This is a genomic window from Stenotrophomonas sp. RS-48 (assembly GCF_030053245.1).
GTDB classification, from domain to species: Bacteria; Pseudomonadota; Gammaproteobacteria; order Xanthomonadales; family Xanthomonadaceae; genus Stenotrophomonas; species Stenotrophomonas maltophilia_P.
In genome coordinates, this window is record NZ_JASGBV010000001.1 from 15,074 (window position 1) to 34,975 (window position 19,902).

At 67.7% G+C, this 19,902-nt stretch carries 20 protein-coding genes; 12 read left to right on the top strand and 8 right to left on the bottom strand.

The window, feature by feature from the left end; translation table 11 throughout:
• The first annotated feature begins 66 nt into the window (after nt 1–66).
• From mqo to QMZ25_RS00115, 11 genes are all read left to right on the top strand, one after another.
• Nucleotides 67–1,758 (top strand): malate dehydrogenase (quinone), encoded by a 1,692-nt coding sequence (mqo, locus tag QMZ25_RS00065; protein ID WP_283218921.1) that lies wholly within the window; start codon nt 67–69, stop codon nt 1,756–1,758.
• 266 nt (nt 1,759–2,024) lie between these two features.
• Nucleotides 2,025–4,214 carry a TonB-dependent siderophore receptor gene (locus QMZ25_RS00070; RefSeq protein ID WP_283218922.1) on the top strand — a complete coding sequence of 730 codons (2,190 nt, stop codon included), beginning with the start codon at nt 2,025–2,027 and terminating at the stop codon, nt 4,212–4,214.
• Between the two features lie 131 nt (nt 4,215–4,345).
• Nucleotides 4,346–5,989, top strand: a complete 1,644-nt coding sequence (mdcA, locus tag QMZ25_RS00075) for a malonate decarboxylase subunit alpha (protein ID WP_065174588.1) — start codon at nt 4,346–4,348, stop codon at nt 5,987–5,989.
• 10 nt (nt 5,990–5,999) lie between these two features.
• Complete coding sequence (mdcC, locus tag QMZ25_RS00080) at nt 6,000–6,320, top strand: malonate decarboxylase acyl carrier protein (protein ID WP_053516201.1); 321 nt, start codon at nt 6,000–6,002, stop codon at nt 6,318–6,320.
• Nucleotides 6,317–7,225, top strand: a complete 909-nt coding sequence (locus tag QMZ25_RS00085) for a biotin-independent malonate decarboxylase subunit beta (RefSeq protein WP_283218923.1) — start codon at nt 6,317–6,319, stop codon at nt 7,223–7,225. Before mdcC ends, QMZ25_RS00085 begins: the two co-directional genes overlap by 4 nt.
• Nucleotides 7,222–7,932 carry a biotin-independent malonate decarboxylase subunit gamma gene (gene mdcE / locus QMZ25_RS00090; protein WP_283218924.1) on the top strand — a complete coding sequence of 237 codons (711 nt, stop codon included), beginning with the start codon at nt 7,222–7,224 and terminating at the stop codon, nt 7,930–7,932. Before QMZ25_RS00085 ends, mdcE begins: the two co-directional genes overlap by 4 nt.
• Nucleotides 7,925–8,566 (top strand): malonate decarboxylase holo-[acyl-carrier-protein] synthase, encoded by a 642-nt coding sequence (gene mdcG / locus QMZ25_RS00095; protein WP_053516207.1) that lies wholly within the window; start codon nt 7,925–7,927, stop codon nt 8,564–8,566. The genes mdcE and mdcG overlap by 8 nt, the downstream gene beginning before the upstream one ends.
• Nucleotides 8,563–9,420 (top strand): triphosphoribosyl-dephospho-CoA synthase MdcB, encoded by an 858-nt coding sequence (mdcB, locus tag QMZ25_RS00100; RefSeq protein ID WP_283218925.1) that lies wholly within the window; start codon nt 8,563–8,565, stop codon nt 9,418–9,420. The genes mdcG and mdcB overlap by 4 nt, the downstream gene beginning before the upstream one ends.
• The gene (gene mdcH, locus QMZ25_RS00105; protein ID WP_065182382.1) at nt 9,417–10,337 is read left to right on the top strand and encodes a malonate decarboxylase subunit epsilon; all 921 of its coding nucleotides are present in this window, start codon (nt 9,417–9,419) and stop codon (nt 10,335–10,337) included. The genes mdcB and mdcH overlap by 4 nt, the downstream gene beginning before the upstream one ends.
• A 106-nt stretch (nt 10,338–10,443) precedes the next feature.
• On the top strand, nt 10,444–11,799 hold the full coding sequence (locus tag QMZ25_RS00110; RefSeq protein ID WP_053516216.1) for an SLC13 family permease: 1,356 nt from the start codon (nt 10,444–10,446) through the stop codon (nt 11,797–11,799).
• A 59-nt stretch (nt 11,800–11,858) separates the two neighbouring features.
• Nucleotides 11,859–12,578: a GntR family transcriptional regulator gene (locus QMZ25_RS00115; RefSeq protein WP_065174583.1), complete on the top strand. Its 720-nt coding sequence runs from the start codon at nt 11,859–11,861 to the stop codon at nt 12,576–12,578.
• Between the two features lie 65 nt (nt 12,579–12,643).
• Here the strand turns inward: QMZ25_RS00115 and QMZ25_RS00120 are convergent, their stop codons facing one another.
• Nucleotides 12,644–12,940 (bottom strand): hypothetical protein, encoded by a 297-nt coding sequence (locus QMZ25_RS00120; RefSeq protein WP_065174582.1) that lies wholly within the window; start codon nt 12,938–12,940, stop codon nt 12,644–12,646.
• Nucleotides 12,941–13,093: 153 nt separating this feature from the next.
• Here QMZ25_RS00120 and QMZ25_RS00125 point away from each other — a divergent pair, with 153 nt between their 5' ends.
• Entirely contained in the window at nt 13,094–14,041 is a 948-nt protein-coding gene (locus QMZ25_RS00125; RefSeq protein WP_065174581.1) for a nucleoside hydrolase, read from the top strand.
• Between the two features lie 4 nt (nt 14,042–14,045).
• Here QMZ25_RS00125 and QMZ25_RS00130 read toward each other — a convergent pair whose 3' ends face one another.
• From QMZ25_RS00130 to QMZ25_RS00160, 7 genes are all read right to left on the bottom strand, one after another.
• Complete coding sequence (locus tag QMZ25_RS00130; protein WP_065182383.1) at nt 14,046–15,326, bottom strand: MFS transporter; 1,281 nt, start codon at nt 15,324–15,326, stop codon at nt 14,046–14,048.
• A 115-nt stretch (nt 15,327–15,441) separates the two neighbouring features.
• Nucleotides 15,442–16,569, bottom strand: coding sequence for a metallophosphoesterase (locus QMZ25_RS00135; RefSeq protein ID WP_065182384.1), 1,128 nt, complete (start codon nt 16,567–16,569; stop codon nt 15,442–15,444).
• Between the two features lie 111 nt (nt 16,570–16,680).
• Entirely contained in the window at nt 16,681–18,219 is a 1,539-nt protein-coding gene (locus QMZ25_RS00140; RefSeq protein WP_065174578.1) for a TerC family protein, read from the bottom strand.
• 44 nt (nt 18,220–18,263) lie between these two features.
• Nucleotides 18,264–18,488 (bottom strand): helix-turn-helix transcriptional regulator, encoded by a 225-nt coding sequence (locus QMZ25_RS00145; protein WP_065174577.1) that lies wholly within the window; start codon nt 18,486–18,488, stop codon nt 18,264–18,266.
• Nucleotides 18,489–18,501: 13 nt separating this feature from the next.
• Entirely contained in the window at nt 18,502–18,969 is a 468-nt protein-coding gene (locus tag QMZ25_RS00150) for a DUF2975 domain-containing protein (protein ID WP_065174736.1), read from the bottom strand.
• Between the two features lie 212 nt (nt 18,970–19,181).
• Nucleotides 19,182–19,688: a GNAT family N-acetyltransferase gene (locus QMZ25_RS00155; RefSeq protein ID WP_283218926.1), complete on the bottom strand. Its 507-nt coding sequence runs from the start codon at nt 19,686–19,688 to the stop codon at nt 19,182–19,184.
• Nucleotides 19,689–19,696: 8 nt separating this feature from the next.
• The gene (locus QMZ25_RS00160) at nt 19,697–19,819 is read right to left on the bottom strand and encodes a hypothetical protein (protein ID WP_283218927.1); all 123 of its coding nucleotides are present in this window, start codon (nt 19,817–19,819) and stop codon (nt 19,697–19,699) included.
• Nucleotides 19,820–19,902: the final 83 nt, after the last annotated feature.

A 19,902-nucleotide genomic window follows, 5' to 3' on the forward strand; every position in this document is an offset into this window, starting at 1 on the left:
CTTCACGCCCTTCCCCTGCCCAGCGCGCATCCTGATCTCCTCCCCTCCGCCAACGATCCCGCCCCCATGAAGAAATTTGGCAAGGCCCTGCTCGCCCTGCTCGTGCTGTTCCTGCTGGCTGCCGCCGTGTTCCTGTACTGGCCGCTGACCCAGCGCTCCGTACCCGCCGCCAGCAACGACAAGCCTGTCGACGTTGTGCTGGTCGGCGCCGGCATCATGAGCATCACCCTGGCCACCTACCTGCAGGAACTGCAGCCGGACTGGAACATCCAGGTCTATGAACGCCTCGACGGCGTCGCCGGTGAAAGCTCCGACGGCTGGAACAACGCCGGCACCGGCCACTCGGCATTCGCCGAGCTGAACTACACCCCGGAACTGCCCGACGGCAGCATCGAGACCAAGCGTGCGGTCGGCATCGCCGAATCGTTCGAGGTCTCGCGCCAGTTCTGGTCGCACCAGGTGAAGGAAGGCCGGCTCAGCGAGCCCAGCGACTTCATCAACCCCACGCCGCACATGAGCTTCGTCTGGGGCGATGACAACATCGCCTACCTGCATAAGCGCCAGCAGGCGCTGGTGAAGAACCCGCTGTTCTACGGCATGCAGTACTCGGAAGACCCGGCACAGATCCGGCAGTGGGCTCCGCTGATGATGGAAGGCCGCGATCCGAAGCAGAAGGTCGCTGCGACCTGGATGCCACTGGGTACCGACGTCAACTTCGGCGTGATCACCCGCCAGTTGACCGCCGGCCTGCAGCGCAGTCCGAACTTCAGCCTGCACCTGAACCACGAAGTCTCGGCACTGCGGCAGAACGCGGACAAGAGCTGGAACGTCACGGTGAAGGACCTCAAGGCCGGCACCGAGAGCACCACCCACGCCCGCTTCGTGTTCATCGGTGCCGGCGGCGCCGCGCTGAAGCTGCTGCAGATGTCAGGCATTCCCGAGTCAAAGGACTACGCCGGCTTCCCGGTGGGCGGCCAGTTCCTCGCCTTCCAGGGCCAGGACGTGACCTCGCGCCATGGCGTCAAGGCCTATGGCATGGCCGAGACCGGTTCGCCGCCGATGTCGGTGCCGCACCTGGATGCGCGCAAGCTGGACGGCAAGCCGGTGGTCCTGTTCGGACCGTTCGCGCTGTACAGCACCAAGTTCCTCAAGCACGGCTCGTGGTGGGACCTGTACTCGTCGGTGACCCACAACAACGTTGCGCCGATGCTGGAAGTGGGCAAGGACAACCTGGACCTGGTGCAGTACCTGATGAGCCAGGCGCGGCTGAATGATGCCGACCGCCAGGCCGAACTGGTCAAGTACTTCCCCAATGCCAAGCCGGGCGACTGGAAGCTGGTCACCGCAGGCCAGCGCGTGCAGATCATCAAGCGCGACCCGTTGAAGGGTGCGGTGCTGCAGTTCGGTACCGAGATCGTGACCGACAAGGACCACACCATCGCTGCGCTGCTGGGCGCTTCGCCCGGTGCCTCGACGTCGCCGCCGATCATGCTGGATCTGATGGCCAAGGCCTTCCCCGAGCAGATGAAGGCCGGCTGGGAAGCGCGCCTGCGTGAGATCGTGCCCTCCTACGGGCGCAAGCTCAACGACAGTGCGGCACTGGTCAACGAGATCCGTTCGATGACCAGCCAGACCCTGAAGCTGCCCTACCTGGAAGTGCCGGCCGATGCCACGGCTGCACCGGCCACACCGCCGGCGCCGACGCCGGCGCCGGGCAAGGAAAAGCGCAACGCCAACGAGGAACTGCAGGCGCTCTGAGCCCGGTTCTTCGATGACACCTACGGACGGCCACCTTCGGGTGGCCGTTCGCATTCAGGGAGCTCGGCTCTGCCGGGGCTCGCGGTGCGTGTCCCAGGCATCGACCAGCCCGGGCGAATTGTAATGTTGTTAAGAACGATTTACATTTGCGCCTCGCGCGGACCGCCCGCGCTCACCAGACGGACCTGACCCAGCCCGAAGCCGCCGCCCCGGGTACCGCCCGGCTGTTGCCGCCCTTCCGACTCTCCCGCATCGAGCCCACCAAGATGTCCCTGCACTCCCCTACCCGCCCGCTCCGTCGCGCGCTGCTGCCGGCCGCGCTGCTCGCATCCCTGGCCCTGTCGACACCGTCAGCGTTCGCCGCCGGCGATGCCGCAGCCGATGCCAAGACCCTGGACCGCGTCAGCGTACGCGCCGACCAGGCTGCGCCGCCCTCAAGCAGCACCCGCCTGCCGATCACCCTGCAGGAAACGCCGCAGTCGGCCACGGCCATCAGCCTGCAGCGCCTGCAGGACGAATCGCTGTTCAGCATCAACGACGTGCTGCGCAACGTCACCGGCGTCAGCGTGTCCTTCTATGACACCCAGCGCCCGCTGTACTACGCCCGCGGCTTTGCCATCACGGACTTCCAGGTCGATGGCATTCCGACCTACAGCGGCTCCACCAACCAGGAATACGACACCGCCTTCTATGACCGCATCGAAGTGATCCGCGGTGCCAACGGCCTGCTCAGCGGCGCGGGGGTGCCTTCGGCCACGGTCAACCTGCTGCGCAAGCGCCCCGGCAAGGACTTCGACGCCTCGTTCTCGGTGAGCGCCGGCAGCTGGGACTACCGGCGCATGGAGGCCGACGTCACCGCGCCGCTGACCGCAGATGGCCGGTTCCGCAGCCGCGTGGTCGCCGCCTATACCGATCGTGATTTCTATTACGACCGCTACAAGGAGAACAAGATGGCCGGCATGGCGGTGCTGGAGGGCGACCTGACCGACAGCACCACGGTCACCCTCGGCTACCAGACCCAGGACAACAACCCGGTCGGTTCGACCTGGGGTACCGTGCCGTTCTTCGACAGCCGCGGCGACTTCGCGCACCTGCCGCGCTCGACCAACCTGGCACCGAAATGGAGCTACTGGCAGCGCGAGACCAGCACGGTGTTCGCCAACCTGGAGCAGCGCTTCGGCGAGGACTGGCTGCTGAAGATCAACACCGCCCACACCCGTGGCAATGTGCAGAACATGCGCCTGTACGGCACCGGCAATCCCGATCCGGCCACCGGTGCGGGCATCTACCTGCGCACTGCCGCTGGCGACTCGGAGGACACCCGCCGCAACATCGATGCCTACCTGACCGGCACGTTCCCGCTGTTCGGCCGCGAGCATGACGTCACCCTGGGTGCCCAGTGGTCCGATCTGGAAGGCACCACCCACACTGTTGCCCTGAACTACCCGCGCGACTGGGCCACCTGCGGCCGCGAACGCTGCTACTACATCCCCAACGTGTACGACTGGAACGGCGACATCCCCGAGGTGACCTACACCCGTACCGGCGCGCGCCGCGTGCAGAAGACCACGCAGAGCGGCGTCTACCTGGCCGCGCGCCTGCGCCTGGCCGATCCGCTGTCGCTGATCGCGGGTGCGCGCCTGAGCCGCTGGGAAACCCTCAGCCGCTCCTACAGCGTGGCCGGTGCGTATACCGGGACCAGCGGGGCCTACAAGGTCAGTGATGAAGTGACCCCGTACGTGGGACTGGTCTACGACGTCACGCCGCAGTTCTCGGTCTATGCCAGCTACACCGAGATCTTCAACCCGCAGAACTTCAAGGACCGCAACGAGAACCTGCTGGCGCCGGTGCAGGGCTCGAATCTGGAAGCGGGCATCAAGACGCAGTGGTTCGATGGGCGACTGACCGCCAACGCCGCTGTGTTCGAGGCCAAGCAGGACAACTATGCCGTGCGCGACATGGGAGTGCCGGAAGGCTCGCTCAGCGATGGCACCTCGGCCTACATCGGCGTCAACGGCACCAAGTCGCGTGGCTGGGAAATGGACGTCAACGGCGAGATCCTGCCGGGCTGGACGGTCAACGCCGGCTTCACCCATGTCAAAGTGACCCGCGCCGCCACCGACCTGCTGTACGCCAACCCGCCCGAAGACCTGCTGCAGCTCAACACGCAGGTGCGCCTGCGCGGTGCACTGGAACGCCTGAGCCTGGGCGCCGGCGTGCAATGGCAGAGCAAGGTGCAGGGCTACAACATCCCCTACCCGCTGGGCGGCACGGTAACCGTGAACCAGCCGGCCTACACGCTCGTGCAGTTCAACGCCAACTACCGCATCAGCGACAACTGGACGGCAACGCTGAGCGTGCGCAACGCGCTGGACAAGACCTACTGGGCGAACCTGGACTACAACAACTACGGCGAACCGCGCTTCGTCGCCGCCAGCCTGCGCTGGAAGTTCTGAGAACGACCGGCTGAAAGCCTGCAACCTGAATGGGCCCGCCATTGGCGGGCCCTTCTTTTTGCTGCGCTGCAGGTTGCGTCGCCTTCCGTAATTATGTCGTAATTATCTCAACGCCAATCGGAAGCCGGTCGATGAACCCGAGCTGGGACACGCTGGAACGCAGCCGCCAGGCACGTCTGCAGCGGGCTGCGCCCTGGAGCAGAGGCCGTGCAGTGGCCGCCGACGATGTGGGCGAGCTGCTGCACGCCCTGCTTGAACCCGGCGACAAGGTCTGCCTCGAGGGCAACAACCAGAAGCAGGCCGACTTCCTGGCCGAATGCCTTGCCGGGCTGGACCCCGCCCGCGTGCATGATCTGCACATGGTGCAGTCGGTGCTGTCGCTGCCCTCGCATCTGGACGTGTTCGAGCGGGGCATTGCCTCGAAGCTGGACTTTTCCTTCTCAGGCCCGCAATCGGTGCGACTGGCCAACCTGGTGGCCGAAGGGCGGATCCAGATCGGGGCCATCCACACCTACCTGGAACTGTTCGGCCGCTACTTCATCGACCTCACGCCGCGCGTGGCCCTGGTCGCAGCGCAGGCCGCCGACCGCGACGGCAACCTCTACACCGGGCCGAACACCGAAGACACGCCGGTGATCGTCGAGGCGACCGCTTTCCGCGGGGGCATCGTCATCGCCCAGGTCAACGAGATCGTCGACACCCTCCCCCGCGTCGATATCCCCGCCGACTGGGTCAACTTCGTCGTGCAGGCACCGCGCCCGAACCACATCGAACCCCTGTTCACCCGCGACCCGGCACAGATCTCCGAGATCCAGGTGCTGATGGCGATGATGGCGATCAAGGGCATCTACGCCGAATACGGTGTGAACCGGCTCAATCACGGCATCGGCTTCGACACGGCCGCGATCGAACTGCTGCTGCCGACCTATGCCGAATCGCTGGGCCTGAAGGGCAAGATCTGCCAGCACTGGGCGCTCAATCCGCATCCGGCGCTGATTCCCGCGATCGAGTCGGGTTTCGTGAAGTCCGTGCACTCGTTCGGTTCGGAACTGGGCATGGAGAAGTACATCGCCGCGCGCGGTGATGTGTTCTTCACCGGCGCCGATGGCTCGATGCGCTCCAACCGCGCGTTCTCGCAGACCGCCGGCCTGTATGCGTGCGACATGTTCATCGGCTCGACGCTGCAGGTCGACCTGCAGGGCAACAGCTCCACCGCCACCCGCGACCGCATCGCCGGCTTCGGTGGCGCGCCGAACATGGGCTCGGATGCGCGCGGCCGCCGTCATGCCAGCGACGCCTGGATCAAGGCCGGCCAGCAGGCCGCACGCCCGGGCGAGATGCCACGCGGGCGCAAGCTGGTGGTACAGATGGTGGAGACCTTCCGCGAACACATGGCACCCGCGTTCGTTGACCGCCTCGATGCGTGGGCGCTGGCCGAACGCGCTGGCATGCCACTGCCACCGGTGATGATCTACGGCGATGACGTGAGCCATGTGCTGACCGAGGAAGGCATCGCCAACCTGCTGCTGTGCCGCACCGCGGAGGAGCGCGAACAGGCGATCCGCGGCGTGGCCGGTTACACCACGGTCGGTCTGGGCCGCGATCGCGCGATGGTGGAGAACCTGCGCGACCGGGGCGTGATCCGGCGGCCGGAAGATCTCGGCATTTCGGTGCGCGACGCCAGTCGTGACCTGCTGGCCGCGCGCTCGGTGAAAGACCTGGTGCGCTGGTCCGGCGGTCTCTACGACCCGCCCAAGCGCTTCCGCAACTGGTAAGGGGCACGCGATGGAAACCCTCGACTATCGATTCGACGGAAGAACCCCGGTGCGGTTCCCGCACGACGCAGTGCTGGTGGGCGTGCTGGCGTCCGGCAATCTGGAAGTCCTGCTGGAACCTGCCGCGCAGGACGGCGCAATGACCGTACATGTCGTCACCGCCGCGCAGGGCTTCGGCACCATCTGGCAGGCGGTCATCGGTGATTTCGCCCGGCGGCATCCGCTGCGCGACGTGCGCGTATCGATCAACGATGCCGGTGCCACCCCGGCGGTGGTCAGCCTGCGCCTGGACCAGGCGGTGGAGACACTGCTCGCCGGAGAACCGCGATGAATCCGATGCCACGACGCAGCTACCACGAGGCCGATGCCCGTGCCCGTATCGCCGGGCTGGTCGATGCCGGATCGTTCACCGAGTATCTCGGGCCGGCCCGGCGCGCCATGAGCCCGCACCTGGCACAGCTGGACCAACCCGCCGCGTTCGACGATGGCATCGTGGTCGGTGCGGCCTCGCTGCGTGGCAGGCGCGTGCTGATTGCTGCACAGCAGGGCGAATTCATGGGGGGCGGTGTCGGCGAAGTACATGGCGCCAAGCTGACCGGCCTGCTGCGCCGGGCCGCGCAACACAGGCCCGACGGTGTGCTGCTGCTGCTCGACACCGGCGGCGTGCGCCTGCATGAAGCCAATGCGGGCCTGATCGCCATCTCCGAGATCATGCGCGCGACCCTGGACGCGCGCGCCACCGGCGTGCCGGTGGTGGCCCTCATCGGCAGCGGCAACGGCGCCTTCGGCGGCATGGGCATCGTCGCCCGCTGCTGCACCACGGTGATCATGTCCGAGGAAGGGCGACTGTCGCTGTCCGGGCCGGAAGTGATCGAGACCGTGCGCGGCGTAGAGGAGTTCGACTCGCGTGACCGTGCCCTCGTATGGCGGGTGACAGGCGGCAAGCACCGCTACCTCATCGACCAGGCGCAGGTTCTGGTTCCCGATGCCATCGATGCATTCGCCCAGGCCGCATTCGAGGCGCTGCAGCCAGACGCCGCCAGCGCAGACGCCGATGCCGCGCTGGCCGCGCTGCAGCAGCGACATGCCGCCCTGCAGGCCCGGGCAGAGGCCTGGGGGGACTGCCGCGATGGTCTGGAGATCTGGGCACGCCAGGGAATCGATCATCCCGAGCGCCTGCCGCTGCTGGACACCGACGCGTTCCTCGCCGCCACCGCCCACAGGAAACTGCCATGACCGCGCAGCTGCAGCCCCTGCTTGACGCGCTGTTCCCGCGCGGCCACGACGTAACCGTGCACGATTCCGTGCTGACGGGAAGCGCCAGTACCGAAGATGGCGAGGTCACGGTCATCGGCACCACTGACAAGCTGGAAGTCGGTGTCGATCATGCGCTGGCACTGGCGGCAACAGTACTCGCCAGCACCGCCGCACATCCGCAGCGACCGATCGTGATGCTGGTGGATACCGCAGGCCAACGCCTTTCGCGCCGCGACGAACTGCTCGGCATCAACGGTTACTTCGCCCACCTCGCGCAATGCCTGGACGTCGCGCGGCGACGCGGCGCACGGCTGGTGACCCTAGTCCATGGCGAGTCGGTCAGCGGTGGCTTCCTTTCGTTCGGCCTGATGGCGGACACGATCCATGCGCTGCCGGATGCCCAGGTTCGGGTGATGGACCTGCGGGCGATGGCTCGCGTAACCAAGCAACCGCTGGAAAAGCTGCAGGCGCTGAGCCTGACTTCGCCGGTGTTCGCACCCGGGGTGGAAAACTACGTGGCCATGGGTGCGGTACGGTCGCTGTGGTCGGGCGAGCTGGCGCAGGCCTTGCTGGATGCCCTGCGCGCGCCGGCCGACGGCGACCACCGTGCCGCACTGGGTGCCGAACGGGGGGGCCGCCTGCAGGCGGCTGCCGTCGCGGGCGCGGTGGCCAACGGCGATGCCTGAGCGTCTGGCCCGCCACACGCTGGTCTGGTTGTCGGCCCACGCCGACTGGCGGGCCGATGTCGCTGCGCAGGAACCGCGGCTCGCCGCATGGTTCGCGCAGGGATTGCCGGCAATGGTCGCGCGACGCGCGGCAGACGACCCCGATTCCCGCCTGCGGCTGGGTGTGCCGTTGCCACCGGGCGAAGGCAAACAGCGGCTTGCACTGCGGGTGCCGCTGCAGGATGTACAGCGTCGGCAGGCGCCGCCGGCACTGAGCGACATCCTGGCGGCAGGCGTATGCCCCGCCTGGCAGGCACCGTTGCACGCTCTCGCCACGCTCGCGCCGGCCCGTGTGTTCGGCGCATTCGCCTGGCAGCACGTTACTGGCCTGCCCTATGTGCATGACCGTTCCGATATCGACCTGCTCTGGGAGGTCCCGGATGCGGCACGGGCCGATGCGCTGGTGACACGGCTGCGGGCGTGGGAAGCGCAGCATCCGCAGCGGGTCGACGGCGAGCTGTGCCTGGCCCGTGGCGCTGCGGTGAACTGGCGCGAGTACGCCGGCAGCAGCCGTCAACTGCTGGTCAAACGCCTTGACGGCGCAGCCCTGGAAGCACGCCACCGTCTATTCGAGGGCAGCGGGGTGGCCGCATGAACGCCGTCGCGCCGCGCCTTGCCGGCCGCAGCACCGCGCCCGACAGTGCACGCCTAGGCCGCATGGCGATCGTCGCGCTGCAGGCCGAGCTGGCCTGTGCGCCCAAGCCCGGCTTGGTCACGCCGTTCGACAGCGGCAGCCATGACGACATGGATGCCGGTACGTTCCTGCGCAGCCTGTTTGCCCTGCGCCACTATTTCACTGCGGTTGCCCGCGATGGCGCCGCGGAAGCGCCGTTCCATCGGCTGCGCGACCACGGCCTGGCCGCCGAAGCGGCGATGCTGCGCGCCACCGGCGGCGTCAACACCCACCGCGGAGCGATCTTCAGCCTGGGCTTGCTGGTGGCAGCGTCAGCCTCGTGCCGCACGCGTCTGGGCCGAGCCGCGACAGGTGAACAGGTATGCCAGGCGGTCTGCCAATGGGCGGACGCCTTCGCCACCTCGCCCCTGGATGTGAACAGTCCGGGGCAGCGCGCGCGCGCCCGTCACGGCGTGCCCGGCGTACGCGAGCAGGCGGCCGCTGGATATCCCCTGCTGCGTGGGCTGGCCCTGCCGGCACTGCGCCATGCGCTGGGCGCAGGGCTGCCACGCGAAGCTGCACTGGCCCATACCCTGATGCATCTGGTCGCAGAGGTCGAGGATCTGAACCTGCTGCATCGGGGCGGTGTTGCCGGACTGCGCTGGGCCCAGCAGCAGGCACGCGGATTCCTCGACGCCGGCGGTGCCTTTGCCGCCGGCTGGCAACCCCGCCTGCAGGACATCGGCGATGCCTTCGTCGCACGCCGGCTCAGCCCGGGTGGCAGCGCCGATCTGCTGGCCTGCAGCGTCTTCCTGCTGTTGCAGGAGCAGGCGTGATGCTGGCCCTGCTCTGTCCGGGACAAGGTGCCCAGCATGCTGCGATGTTCGATCACGTGCGCGGCAACAACGCCGCGCATGGCGTGCTGCTCGCCGCCAGCGAGGTGCTGCAGCGCGACGTGTTCACCGCTGCTGCGGCCGAGGACCGGTTCGACAATGCGCAGGCACAACCGCTGCTGTGCGCGGCCAGTCTGGCGCAGTGGCACGCCCTGCGCGATGCATTGCCGGTGCCGACCGTGGTGGCCGGCTACAGCATCGGCGAACTGGCGGCGCATGCCATTGCCGGCACCTTCGACGCTGGCAGCTGCCTGGCCCTGTCAGCACAGCGCGCGCATCTGATGGACGGTGCCAGCGCGGCAGGCGCCGGCATGCTGGCGGTGCTGGGCCTGGATCGTACGACGTTGCAAGCGCTGTGCGATGCGCAGGGCACCCACATCGCCATCGTCAACGGCGAGGATCACTTCATTGTGGGAGGCATCCGGCACACCCTGCAGCCGCTGGCCGATGCGGCGCACGCGCTCGGTGCGCAGGTGCGTCCGTTGCCGGTCCACGTCGCTGCCCACACGCCCCTGCTGGCGGCTGCGGTGGCGCCCTTCGCCGCCGCGCTGGAGCGCTCGGGCATGCGGGCACCCCGCCTGCCGCTGCTGGCGGGCGTCGATGCACGGCCCGTGCGCGATGCCGCAACGGCGGTGCACAGCCTGTCGGCACAGCTGGCACAGACCATCGAGTGGGCACAGGTGATGCGGCAGGCCTTCGAGCGCGGCGCGCGGGTGTTCCTGCAGCTGGGCCCGGGCAATGCGCTCGCACGCATGGTCGCGCCGTCCTATCCCTGCTGCGAGTTCCGCGCGGTGGAAGAGTTTCAGAGCCTGCATGGCGCTGCGGCATGGGTCCGCAGTGCGCTGCAGCGCCTGCAGTAACGGGTTCGAGCAGTACGTATCACGCAACACTGCAGTACGTCGCCTTACCCCGGGGATGGCGGGTCTCCATCCGCGCTGTACGTGAGCCACGTGTCTGGGAGGGCGCATGAGTCCACAAATCGCAACGATCATCGGTCTGGTGATCATGTTCATCGTCGCCACCGCACTGCCGATCAACATGGGCGCAGTGGCCTTCGCACTGGCCTTCATCATCGGTGGTGTCTGGGTTGGCATGGGGGGCAAGGAAGTCCTCGCCGGCTTTCCCGGCGATCTGTTCCTGACCCTGGTCGGCATCACCTACCTGTTCGCCATCGCACAGAAGAACGGCACCATCGACCTGCTGGTGCACTGGGCGGTACGCGCGGTGCGCGGCCACATCGTGGCCATTCCGTGGGTGATGTTCGTGGTCACCGCGGTGCTGACCGCCTTCGGCGCCCTCGGCCCGGCAGCGGTGGCGATCATCGGTCCGGTCGCGCTGCGCTTCGCCAAGCAGTACAACATCAACCCGTTGATGATGGGCCTGCTGGTCATCCACGGTGCGCAGGCCGGCGGCTTCTCGCCGATCAGCGTGTACGGCAGCATCACCAATGGCGTGGTGCAGAAGGCCGGGCTGGAGGTCACCGAGATGGCGGTCTTCCTGACCAGCCTCGGCTTCAACTTCATGATGGCGATCATCTGCTTCCTCGCCTTCGGCGGCATCGCGCTGATGCGACGTGGCTCGATCACCGCGGGCGGTGCGGAACTGGCAATGGCCGGTGGTCCGCAGGCGTCGTCGCGGCAGTTCGCCATCGAAGGCCATGGCGCGCTGGTGGCGGCCGGCGGCGGCACCCTGAGCAACGATCCGGCGGCGCTGGATGCAGTGGGTCTGACCCGGGAGCGGTTGTTCACCCTGGTCGGCCTGCTCGGCCTGGGCGTGGCGGCACTGATCTACAACCTCAACGTCGGCCTGGTGTCGATCACCGTCGCAGTGGCGCTGGCACTGCTCTCGCCGCAGAGCCAGAAGGGTGCGGTGGATGGCATCAGCTGGTCGACCGTGCTGTTGATCTGTGGCGTGGTGACCTATATCGGCGTGCTAGAGCATGCGGGCGCGGTCGACTTCATCGGCAACGGCGTCTCCAACATCGGCATTCCGCTGCTGGGCGCTCTGCTGGTGTGCTACGTCGGCGGTATCGTCTCCGCATTCGCATCATCCGCGGCGGTGCTCGGCGCAACGATTCCACTGGCGGTGCCGTTCCTGATGCAGGGGCACCTGGGTGCAGCCGGCGTGATCTGCGCACTGGCAGTGTCGTCCACCATCGTCGATGTCAGCCCCTTCTCCACCAACGGTGCACTGGTCGTGGCATCGGCGGCGAAGGAAGAACGCGAGACGCTGTTCCGCCGCTTCCTGGTCTACAGCGGCCTGGTGGTGGCATTGGGGCCGCTGCTGGCCTGGCTGGTGTTCGTGGTGCCGGGCTGGATGTAGGCGATGACCGGTCGTGCCGGCTGACGGCCGGCACGCCCGCCAGCGGGTACACTCTGCCAATGGCCATCGCCCCTGCTCCACGGTCCCCGAAGAAGCGCGCCCCTCTGTACGAGGAGGTCGCCGAACATGTGCGTGAGCGCATCTATGACTATCGCCTGCCCCCCGGCGAATGGATCGACGAGCCTGCGCTGTGCAGTGAACTGGGCATCAGCCGCACCCCCCTGCGCGAGGCGCTGAAGCTGCTGGCAGCCGAAGGCCTGGTGCAGATCGACGCCGGGCGCGGCAGCCGGGTAACCCGGCTGACGCTGGAGGACCTCAACCAGCTGTTCCCGGTGATGGCCATGCTGGAGGGCCGCTGCGCGCATGAGGCGGTCAGGCATATCGATGATGCGGGCGTGGCCCAGCTGGAATCCCTGCATGCCGCGATGGAAGCGGCGGCGGCTGACGGCAACATCGCCGAGTATTACCGCAACAACTACCTCATCCACGAAACCGTGCAGCACTATGCCGGCAATCCGTGGCTGATCCGCATCACCCACGACCTGCACCGCATCCTGAAGATGCATCGCGGCCGGCAGCTGCTGACGCCCGGACGCACTGCGCAGTCGCTGGCCGAGCACCGCGAGCTGATGGAGTGCTTCCGTCGCCGTGACGCCGACGCGGCAGAGCGCACGATGGAGCGGCACCTGCTCAGCCAGGGCCAGGCACTGGCCGCCTACGTGGCGGCCGGGGGCCTGCTGAACGTACCGGCGCCGCTGCCGACCGAAGGCGGTGCCTGAGCGAGCTGTCGCCCCGCCGGGCGTGGCCCGCATTGCGGGCGGTGGCTGACCCTGTTCCTGTGGCGTCAATCGCCGCAGCTACCGCCGTCGCTGCCACAGTCCGCAGAGGGGGCATTGCCCTCGTGGGCGCCATCGCTGGCCCAGATCGCGCCGTCCTGGCTGCGTGCCTGCAGTCCGAGCGGGCCCTCGGCGGCTGCCACCAGCAGGCAGACGACGGCGCCGATCAGCGGCAGCAGCCAGATCACCAGCACCTGCGCGGCCCGGTTGCCCGACGACAATTCCTGCCGACGCAGAATGACCCAGCTCGCCAGCAGATTCAGGCCCAGCACCAGCAGGACCAGCAGAAGGGTCACGATCAGCACCAGGCGTCTCCCGGCATGGATATCGACGCCATTATGGCCCGCCGCCCCGCCAATGGCCCTGCCTGTCATGAAGATGGGACAATGTAGCGCGCGCCGGCCTGCCTCCTGGCCGCCGGGGCCCCCCGCACCACACGGAAGAAGAAGAACAACAACATGCTGAAAGTCATTTTCGATACCGACCCGGGCGTCGACGACGCCCTGGCCCTGCTGTACCTGCACAAGCATCCGCAGATCGACCTGATCGGCGTTACCACCACCTTCGGCAACGCCTCGGTGGAGTCCACCACCCACAACGCGCTGTACCTGAAGCAGGCCTGGGCGCTGACTGCGCCGGTCGCGCGTGGCGCCGCGGGCCCACTGCAGCCCGATGCCACTCCGGAAGCCTGGCCGGTGCACATCCACGGCCACAATGGCCTGGGCAATCACCCGGTGCCCGCCCAGCTGGACGTGACCGCCGACGCCCGTCCTGCGCACCAGCTGATCATCGATCTGGTGCGGGCCCATCCAGGCGAGGTCACGCTGGTCGCGGTCGGCCGCATGACCAACCTGGCCCTGGCCCTGCAGCAGGCACCGGAGATCGCCGGCCTGGTGCGTGGCGTGGTCATCATGGGGGGCGCCTTCCACGTCAACGGCAACATCACCCCGGCCGCCGAGGCCAATATCTGGGGCGATGCGGAAGCCGCCGACGTGGTGTTCACCGCACAGTGGCCGGTCACCGCGATCGGCCTGGACGTGACCACCCGCGTCGAGATGGACCGTGACGGCCTGGACAAACTGGCTGCGGTCGGGGGTGCCGATGCCGAACTGGTGCGTGCGCTGTCGCAGGATTACGTGGACTTCTACCTGCAGGCCGGCCACAAGGGCATGGTCGTGCACGATTGCTGCGCCTGCATCGCGCTCACCCGCCCGGAGCTGTTCCGCTTCGAGCGCGCAAGCGTGCGCGTGGCCACCGACGGCGTCGCCCGTGGCATGACCATTCCCAAGCCTGAAGGCCTGGCATTCGGCCCCAGCGTATGGGACGGCCACGTGGTGCAGTCGATTGCCATTGGCGTGGATGCCGCCGCCGTGCTGGCCGACATCGAGCAGACGCTGAAGGTGTGACCGGCTAGGATCCGCCCTGCTTGCCAGGGCGGGTCTTCCGCGTCGATGCCGTTTCCGGCAGCGTCCACAGCACCGGCAACACCAGCAATGCGACCAGCGCGATCATCGCGCCCGGTGCCGCCGCCCAGCCGCTGCGCTCCACCCACCACTGCGCCAGCCACGGTGTCGCACCGCCGAAGACCGCCGTGGCCATGGTCACGCCCAGTGCCAGCCCGCTTACCCGGCCCTCGCCCGGAAACTGCTCGGCCGTGGCCGGTGCCGCGACCGCGCTCACGCCACCGGCCACGCAGGCCAGCAGCACCGCAGCAACGGCGATACCCAACGGCGTGGTATGCGCCATCCAGCCGAACAACGACAGCGGCAGCAACGCCGCCAGTACCGTCAGGCCCAACAGCAGCGGGCGCCGGCCGAAGCGATCGGACAACGCACCGCACAAGGGAGTGATGGCGATCACGGCCACCGCCGCGATCGTCGACAGCCACAGGGCATCGCCCTCGTCGTGCCCCTGTGCGTGCAGGAACGCGGGCACATAGGTGATGCCGACGTAGTAGGTGATCGAGCCCAGCGCGGAAATGGCGAAGGTGCGCGCTACCGCCTGCGGATGGTGGCGCAGCACGTGGCGCAGCGGCGTGGCAGGAATGCTGCCCTCGCGACGCTGCCGCTCGAACTCCGGCGATTCATGCATGCCCGAACGCGCGATCAGGATGACCAGCGCCAGTGCAGCACCGACGAAGAACGGAATGCGCCATCCCCAGCTGTCCAGTTGTACCTGCGGCAGCAGCGCGACCGTCAGTGCGGAGATCGCCACCGCCAGCAGCGCGCCCACTTCGCTGGCCGCCGAGGCCAACGAGGTCACCAATCCACGCCGGCGTGCCGGAGCGCTTTCCAGCAGATAGGCGACTACGCCCGTGTATTCACCGCCCACCGAGAATGCCATCACGCACCGCAGCACCAGCAGCAGCACACCCGCCGTCGTGCCCGCCGTCGCGGCGGTAGGCAGCAGCGCGGTGGCCAGCATGGCTGCAGCCATCAGCGCCATCGAGGCCAGCAGCATCCAGCGCCGCCCCAAGCGGTCACCGAGGTGACCGAAGCACAGCGCGCCGAGTGGGCGCATCAGGTAGGACACGGCAAATCCCGCAAGGGTGACCAGCATCGCCTGTTCGCCGCCGCCGAAAAACACCCGCGACAGCACCGTGGCGAAATAGAGGTACAGGGTAAAGTCGTACCACTCCACCACGGTGGACAGGCCGGCGACCCACATCGAGCGCTGCTGTGTCGCACTCATCGCCTGTTCGCCTTCGCCACCATCGTTTCCCTGTCTGCGGTCCGTGCGCAGGGTGCCACCACGCGGGTGACGGCACGGTGGACCCGCTGCACGACGGGCGCGGACCGCAGACGGCTCAGGGTGCGCGGCGCAGGGTGATCAGGGTGATCTCCGAGGGCACGCCGATGCGTGCCGGGAAGCCGGCCCACAGTCCCGCACCGTTGCTCACATACAGCGTCATGTCATCGACGCGGTACCGTCCGGAGACGAAACCGCCGTTGGCACGCTTCACCAGCTGGTCCATGCCGAGGATCTGGCCGCCATGGGTATGGCCGGACAGCTGCAGCTTGACCCCGCGTGCGGCCGCGTCCTTCGCATTGCGTGGGCGGTGGTCGAGCAGAATCACCGGGGCGGCCGGATCCGCACCCGCCAGCGCCGCCTCCAGATCGGGCAGCGGCAGGCCATAGCGCGCGGCCACCGGATCGGTGACACCGGCGATCGTCATCGCCGCATCCCCACGCCGCACCTGCACGTGGCTGTTCTCCAGTACCTGCATGTGCAGCGCACGGAACGCCTGCATCCATTCGCTGTACTGGGCGTAGTACTCGTGATTGCCGGTGATGGCGATCACCCCGTCCGGCGCCCTCAGTTCACCCAGGGGCCGGAAGTCATTGCGCCGTGCCTGCACGGTGCCATCGATCAGGTCGCCGGTGATGACGACCAGGTCGGGCGCCAGGGCATTGCTTTCGGCCACGACCTGACGCACCCAGTCGCCGGTCAGCAGGCGGCTGGCGTGGATGTCGGTAAGCTGCAGTACGCGGTAACCCTCGAACGCGGCAGGCAGGCCGGCAATGGCCACCTCGATCTGTCGGGTCTTGGGCACCGCCATGCCCTGGCTCACGCCCCAGGCACTGACCAGCAGAGCCAGCAGGCCTGCGCCCGGGCGCAGCCACGGCGCGCGCAGCGCTGCGGTCACACGGGGCCTGCGCAGAACCCACGCGCCAAGCAGGCCCACGTCCATCACCAGCATCACCAGTGCCAGCAGCAGTACCGCAGTGGAGCCGGTGGCGAGCACGGCGATGGCCAGCTTGGGGATTTCCGGCGAGGCCATCGTGCCCCAGAACGTGGCCACGATCCGCAGCTGGACGGCGATGGCGACCAGCAGCAGGGACAGCAGTACCTTCAACCACACGGGCAGGCGCAGCGGCCAGAACAGGCGAAGGGCCACATACACGCCCATCAGCAAACCAATCGTACTCAGCACTGCGACGTTCCTGGACGAAGACAAGAGCCCGCCATGGTGACGGCTGCGGACAGCGTTGTGTAGAGCCGGGCCATGCCCGGCTGCTCAGTTCGCAGTCGAGCACGCTGGACGCTACGGAAGCCCGAGGCGCTCCACCCGCAGGCGGACAATGCGCCGCTTCTCCATGGCCAGTACGGTGATGCGGGCATCCGCTACTTCGACCGCATCGCCCACATCCGGCAGGCGGCCAAGCTGGTCCAGCACCAGGCCGGAGATGGTCATGTAGTCGGCACTGCGGGGCAGCGACACTCCGGCCAGCCGTTGCAGGTCATCCAGCGTCAACGCGCCGTCGGCCTCCCATTGGCCCTCGTCCAGCGCCACTACGCCGTAACGCTCGTCCTGGGTATCGACCAGATCGCCCGCGATCGCCGCCAGCAGGTCATTGGCGGTCACCAGGCCTTCCACACTGCCGTACTCGTCCACCGCTACCGCCAGCGGTACCGGGTGCAGGCGGATCAGTTCAAGCGCCTGCAACGCGCTGGCGCTGGACAGCACGTACTGCGGCTGGCGCAGGTTGGCTTCCAGCTGCAGCGGCCTGCCCTGCAGCAGGTCGGCCAGCAGGTCGCGGCTCTGCACCACACCACGCAGGCTGTCCAGATCACCCTCGCCCACGAGCAGGCGCGTGTGCGGCGACGCCACCAGGCGCGCCACCACGTCGTCCTGGCCGCGCGCCAGATCGATCCACTGCACGTCGGCGCGCACGGTCATCACACTGGACACAGGCCGGTCAGCCAGGCCCAGCACGCTGCGGATCATCTCGTGTTCGGCCGGCTGCAGGCGTTCCTCCGGATCACCGTGGTCTTCTTCGCTGGCATCGTCGTGGCCATTGGCCGGACGGGCGCCCAGCAGGCGCAGCACGGCATCGGCAGTGCGCTGACGGAACGGCTGGCGACGCTCGTTGCGCTCGCGGTTGAAGCGCACCCACTGGTTGAAGGCTTCCACCAGGATCGAGAACGCGATCGCCGCGTACAGGTAGCCCTTTGGAATCTTGTAACCCAGCCCCTCGGCGACCAGGCTGAAGCCGATCATCAACAGGAAGCCCAGGCACAGCACCACCACCGTGGGATGCTTGTTGACGAAGCGGGTCAGCGGCTTGCTGGCCACCAGCATCAGTGCCATCGCGATGGTCACCGCGGCATACATCACGCCCAGGTTGTCGACCATGCCCACGGCAGTGATCACCGAGTCCAGCGAGAACACGGCGTCCAGCACTACGATCTGTGCCACCACCATGGCAAAGCTGGCGTAGACCTTCTTGCCGTCTTCCTGGTGACTGCGGCCCTCCAGCCGCTCATGCAGCTCCATGGTGCCCTTGAACAGCAGGAACAGGCCACCGCCCAGCAGGATCAGGTCGCGTCCGGAGAAGCTGTGACCGAACAGCGTGACCAGCGGTTCGGTCAGCTTCATGATCCACGCCAGCGCGGCCAGCAGCACCAGCCGCATCAGCAGCGCCAGCGTCAGGCCGATCACCCGCGCACGGTCGCGCTGGTGCGGCGGCAGTTTGTCGGCAAGGATCGCGATGAACACCAGGTTGTCGATGCCGAGCACGATCTCGAGCACTACCAGGGTTGCAAGTCCCATCCATATCGAGGGGTCAGCCAACCATTCCATTTCGGGTCCGTTTCGTCAGTAGGTCAGGGGGAAAAACAAACGCTTCAGCCGCCATCGTGCGCCTGCGTCGGGTCGTAGCCGAGCAGGTCGCCGGGTGTGCATTGCAGCTCCCGGCAGATGGCATCCAGCGTGGAAAAGCGGATGGCGCGGGCCTTGCCGGTTTTAAGGATGGACAGATTGGCCAGCGTGATGTCGATGCGCCCCGCCAGCTCGGACAGGGTCATGCCACGCGCCTGCAGCATGCGGTCCAACGTGATCACTACGGCCATCAGGTCAGGTCCATCAGATCAGGCCATCCAGGTCGTCGCGCATCGCCGCGCCGACCGCGAACACGCGCGCCAGCACGAACAGCATCAGTACCGCGACCAGACCGGTGATGGACATGCCTCCGCCCACCTCCATCCAGGCGAAATCAGGCCCCATCCAGGCAGCGTAGAGGCCGATCACGATCGACAGCAGTTCCATCGCCAGCATCAACCAGGCCATGCGCTGCAGGCGCCGGGCATTGGCATGGGTGAAGGGGCGTTCGCGGGCAGCGGACCTCAGCATCCGCGCGAGGTGTCGGAGGAACACCAGGCACAGCACCAGCAGGGCAACGATGGTGCCCAGGCCGATGCAGAAGTGCAGGAACAGATCGCCTCCGTGGGCGGCGGCAGTGCGTGCATCATGCACGGCATCCAGCAGCCAGCGGCGGTCGTAGGCGACCAGCGGCACGGCCAGCAGTGCGGCCAGGATGCCCAGCCAGCACATGGCCCGCACGGCCTGCACGGCGGTCTGGGCCAGGGTGAACAAGCCTCGCGCGGGTCTGGCGCGGGCGGGACGAGCGGTCAAGCGGCCTCCGGTATTGGGGTGGTCCTGCCGCCCCGGGGTGGATTTATCGATAAACGATATACCACAGGAACCACGCGCCGTGGATGAACAGCGTGCTCCCGGCCCGCAGCAGTCCGCGACGGGCCCTCACCTCAACGCGCGTAGCGGAACACCAGATCGTCCGGATCGTTGCGCAGCACGTCCGCATCCAGCACACCGCCCAGCCGCCGGGCCACGGCCTGCGACGCGAGGTTGTCCGGCGCCATGTAGCTCACCAGCGTCGGCAACTGCAGCGATGTGAACGCCCAGTCGCGCAGGACGGCCGCGGCCTCGCTGGCGAAGCCCTGCCCTTCGTGGCCGTCGTACAGCAGCCAGCCCAGTTCCTTTTCCGGAAACAACGGGCCGTGATTGATGCCGACCTGTCCAATGCAGGCGCCGCTGTCGCGCCGTTCGATCATCAGCGCGCCGTGGCCGAACAAGGGCCAGCTGGCCAGGTCGTGACAGAACTGTCCCCAGGCCGCGACCTCACCAAATGGACCGCCCATGCCGCGCGCACGGGGCGATGCAAGAAAGCTCGCATAGGTGTTGAAATCATCCAGCCGCTGCGGGCGCAGGCGCAACCGTGCGGCATGCAGCGTGGGAATCTCCAGCATCGCCATGGCCGATCTCACTGCACAGCCACACGACCGTCACCGCGGCGCCGCGGCGACGGAGGGCGTGGCGCATCGGCGTCGGTGCGCGCCAGCACGGATGCCGGCTGCGCGCTGGCCAAGGCGGGATCGACGGACATGGCGGGCTCCTGCAGTGTCAGGCTGCAAGTCTAGGCCGCGCCCTGTGCGATGCAGATGAAGTGCGGCGCAAGGGGGCATGCTG

Excerpts from the sequence above, each read along its gene's own strand:
- QMZ25_RS00150 (WP_065174736.1), bottom strand. The coding sequence starts at position 18,969 with ATGTGCTGGCTGGGCATCCTGGCCGCACTGCTGGCCGTGCCGCTGGTC.
- mdcC (WP_053516201.1), top strand. The coding sequence starts at position 6,000 with ATGGAAACCCTCGACTATCGATTCGACGGAAGAACCCCGGTGCGGTTC.
- QMZ25_RS00115 (WP_065174583.1), top strand. The coding sequence starts at position 11,859 with ATGGCCATCGCCCCTGCTCCACGGTCCCCGAAGAAGCGCGCCCCTCTG.
- QMZ25_RS00145 (WP_065174577.1), bottom strand. The coding sequence starts at position 18,488 with ATGGCCGTAGTGATCACGTTGGACCGCATGCTGCAGGCGCGTGGCATG.
- QMZ25_RS00130 (WP_065182383.1), bottom strand. The coding sequence starts at position 15,326 with ATGAGTGCGACACAGCAGCGCTCGATGTGGGTCGCCGGCCTGTCCACC.
- QMZ25_RS00140 (WP_065174578.1), bottom strand. The coding sequence starts at position 18,219 with ATGGAATGGTTGGCTGACCCCTCGATATGGATGGGACTTGCAACCCTG.
- QMZ25_RS00155 (WP_283218926.1), bottom strand. The coding sequence starts at position 19,688 with ATGGCGATGCTGGAGATTCCCACGCTGCATGCCGCACGGTTGCGCCTG.
- QMZ25_RS00125 (WP_065174581.1), top strand. The coding sequence starts at position 13,094 with ATGCTGAAAGTCATTTTCGATACCGACCCGGGCGTCGACGACGCCCTG.
- QMZ25_RS00160 (WP_283218927.1), bottom strand. The coding sequence starts at position 19,819 with ATGTCCGTCGATCCCGCCTTGGCCAGCGCGCAGCCGGCATCCGTGCTG.
- QMZ25_RS00085 (WP_283218923.1), top strand. The coding sequence starts at position 6,317 with ATGAATCCGATGCCACGACGCAGCTACCACGAGGCCGATGCCCGTGCC.
- mdcE (WP_283218924.1), top strand. The coding sequence starts at position 7,222 with ATGACCGCGCAGCTGCAGCCCCTGCTTGACGCGCTGTTCCCGCGCGGC.
- mqo (WP_283218921.1), top strand. The coding sequence starts at position 67 with ATGAAGAAATTTGGCAAGGCCCTGCTCGCCCTGCTCGTGCTGTTCCTG.
- QMZ25_RS00070 (WP_283218922.1), top strand. The coding sequence starts at position 2,025 with ATGTCCCTGCACTCCCCTACCCGCCCGCTCCGTCGCGCGCTGCTGCCG.
- mdcG (WP_053516207.1), top strand. The coding sequence starts at position 7,925 with ATGCCTGAGCGTCTGGCCCGCCACACGCTGGTCTGGTTGTCGGCCCAC.
- mdcB (WP_283218925.1), top strand. The coding sequence starts at position 8,563 with ATGAACGCCGTCGCGCCGCGCCTTGCCGGCCGCAGCACCGCGCCCGAC.
- QMZ25_RS00110 (WP_053516216.1), top strand. The coding sequence starts at position 10,444 with ATGAGTCCACAAATCGCAACGATCATCGGTCTGGTGATCATGTTCATC.
- mdcA (WP_065174588.1), top strand. The coding sequence starts at position 4,346 with ATGAACCCGAGCTGGGACACGCTGGAACGCAGCCGCCAGGCACGTCTG.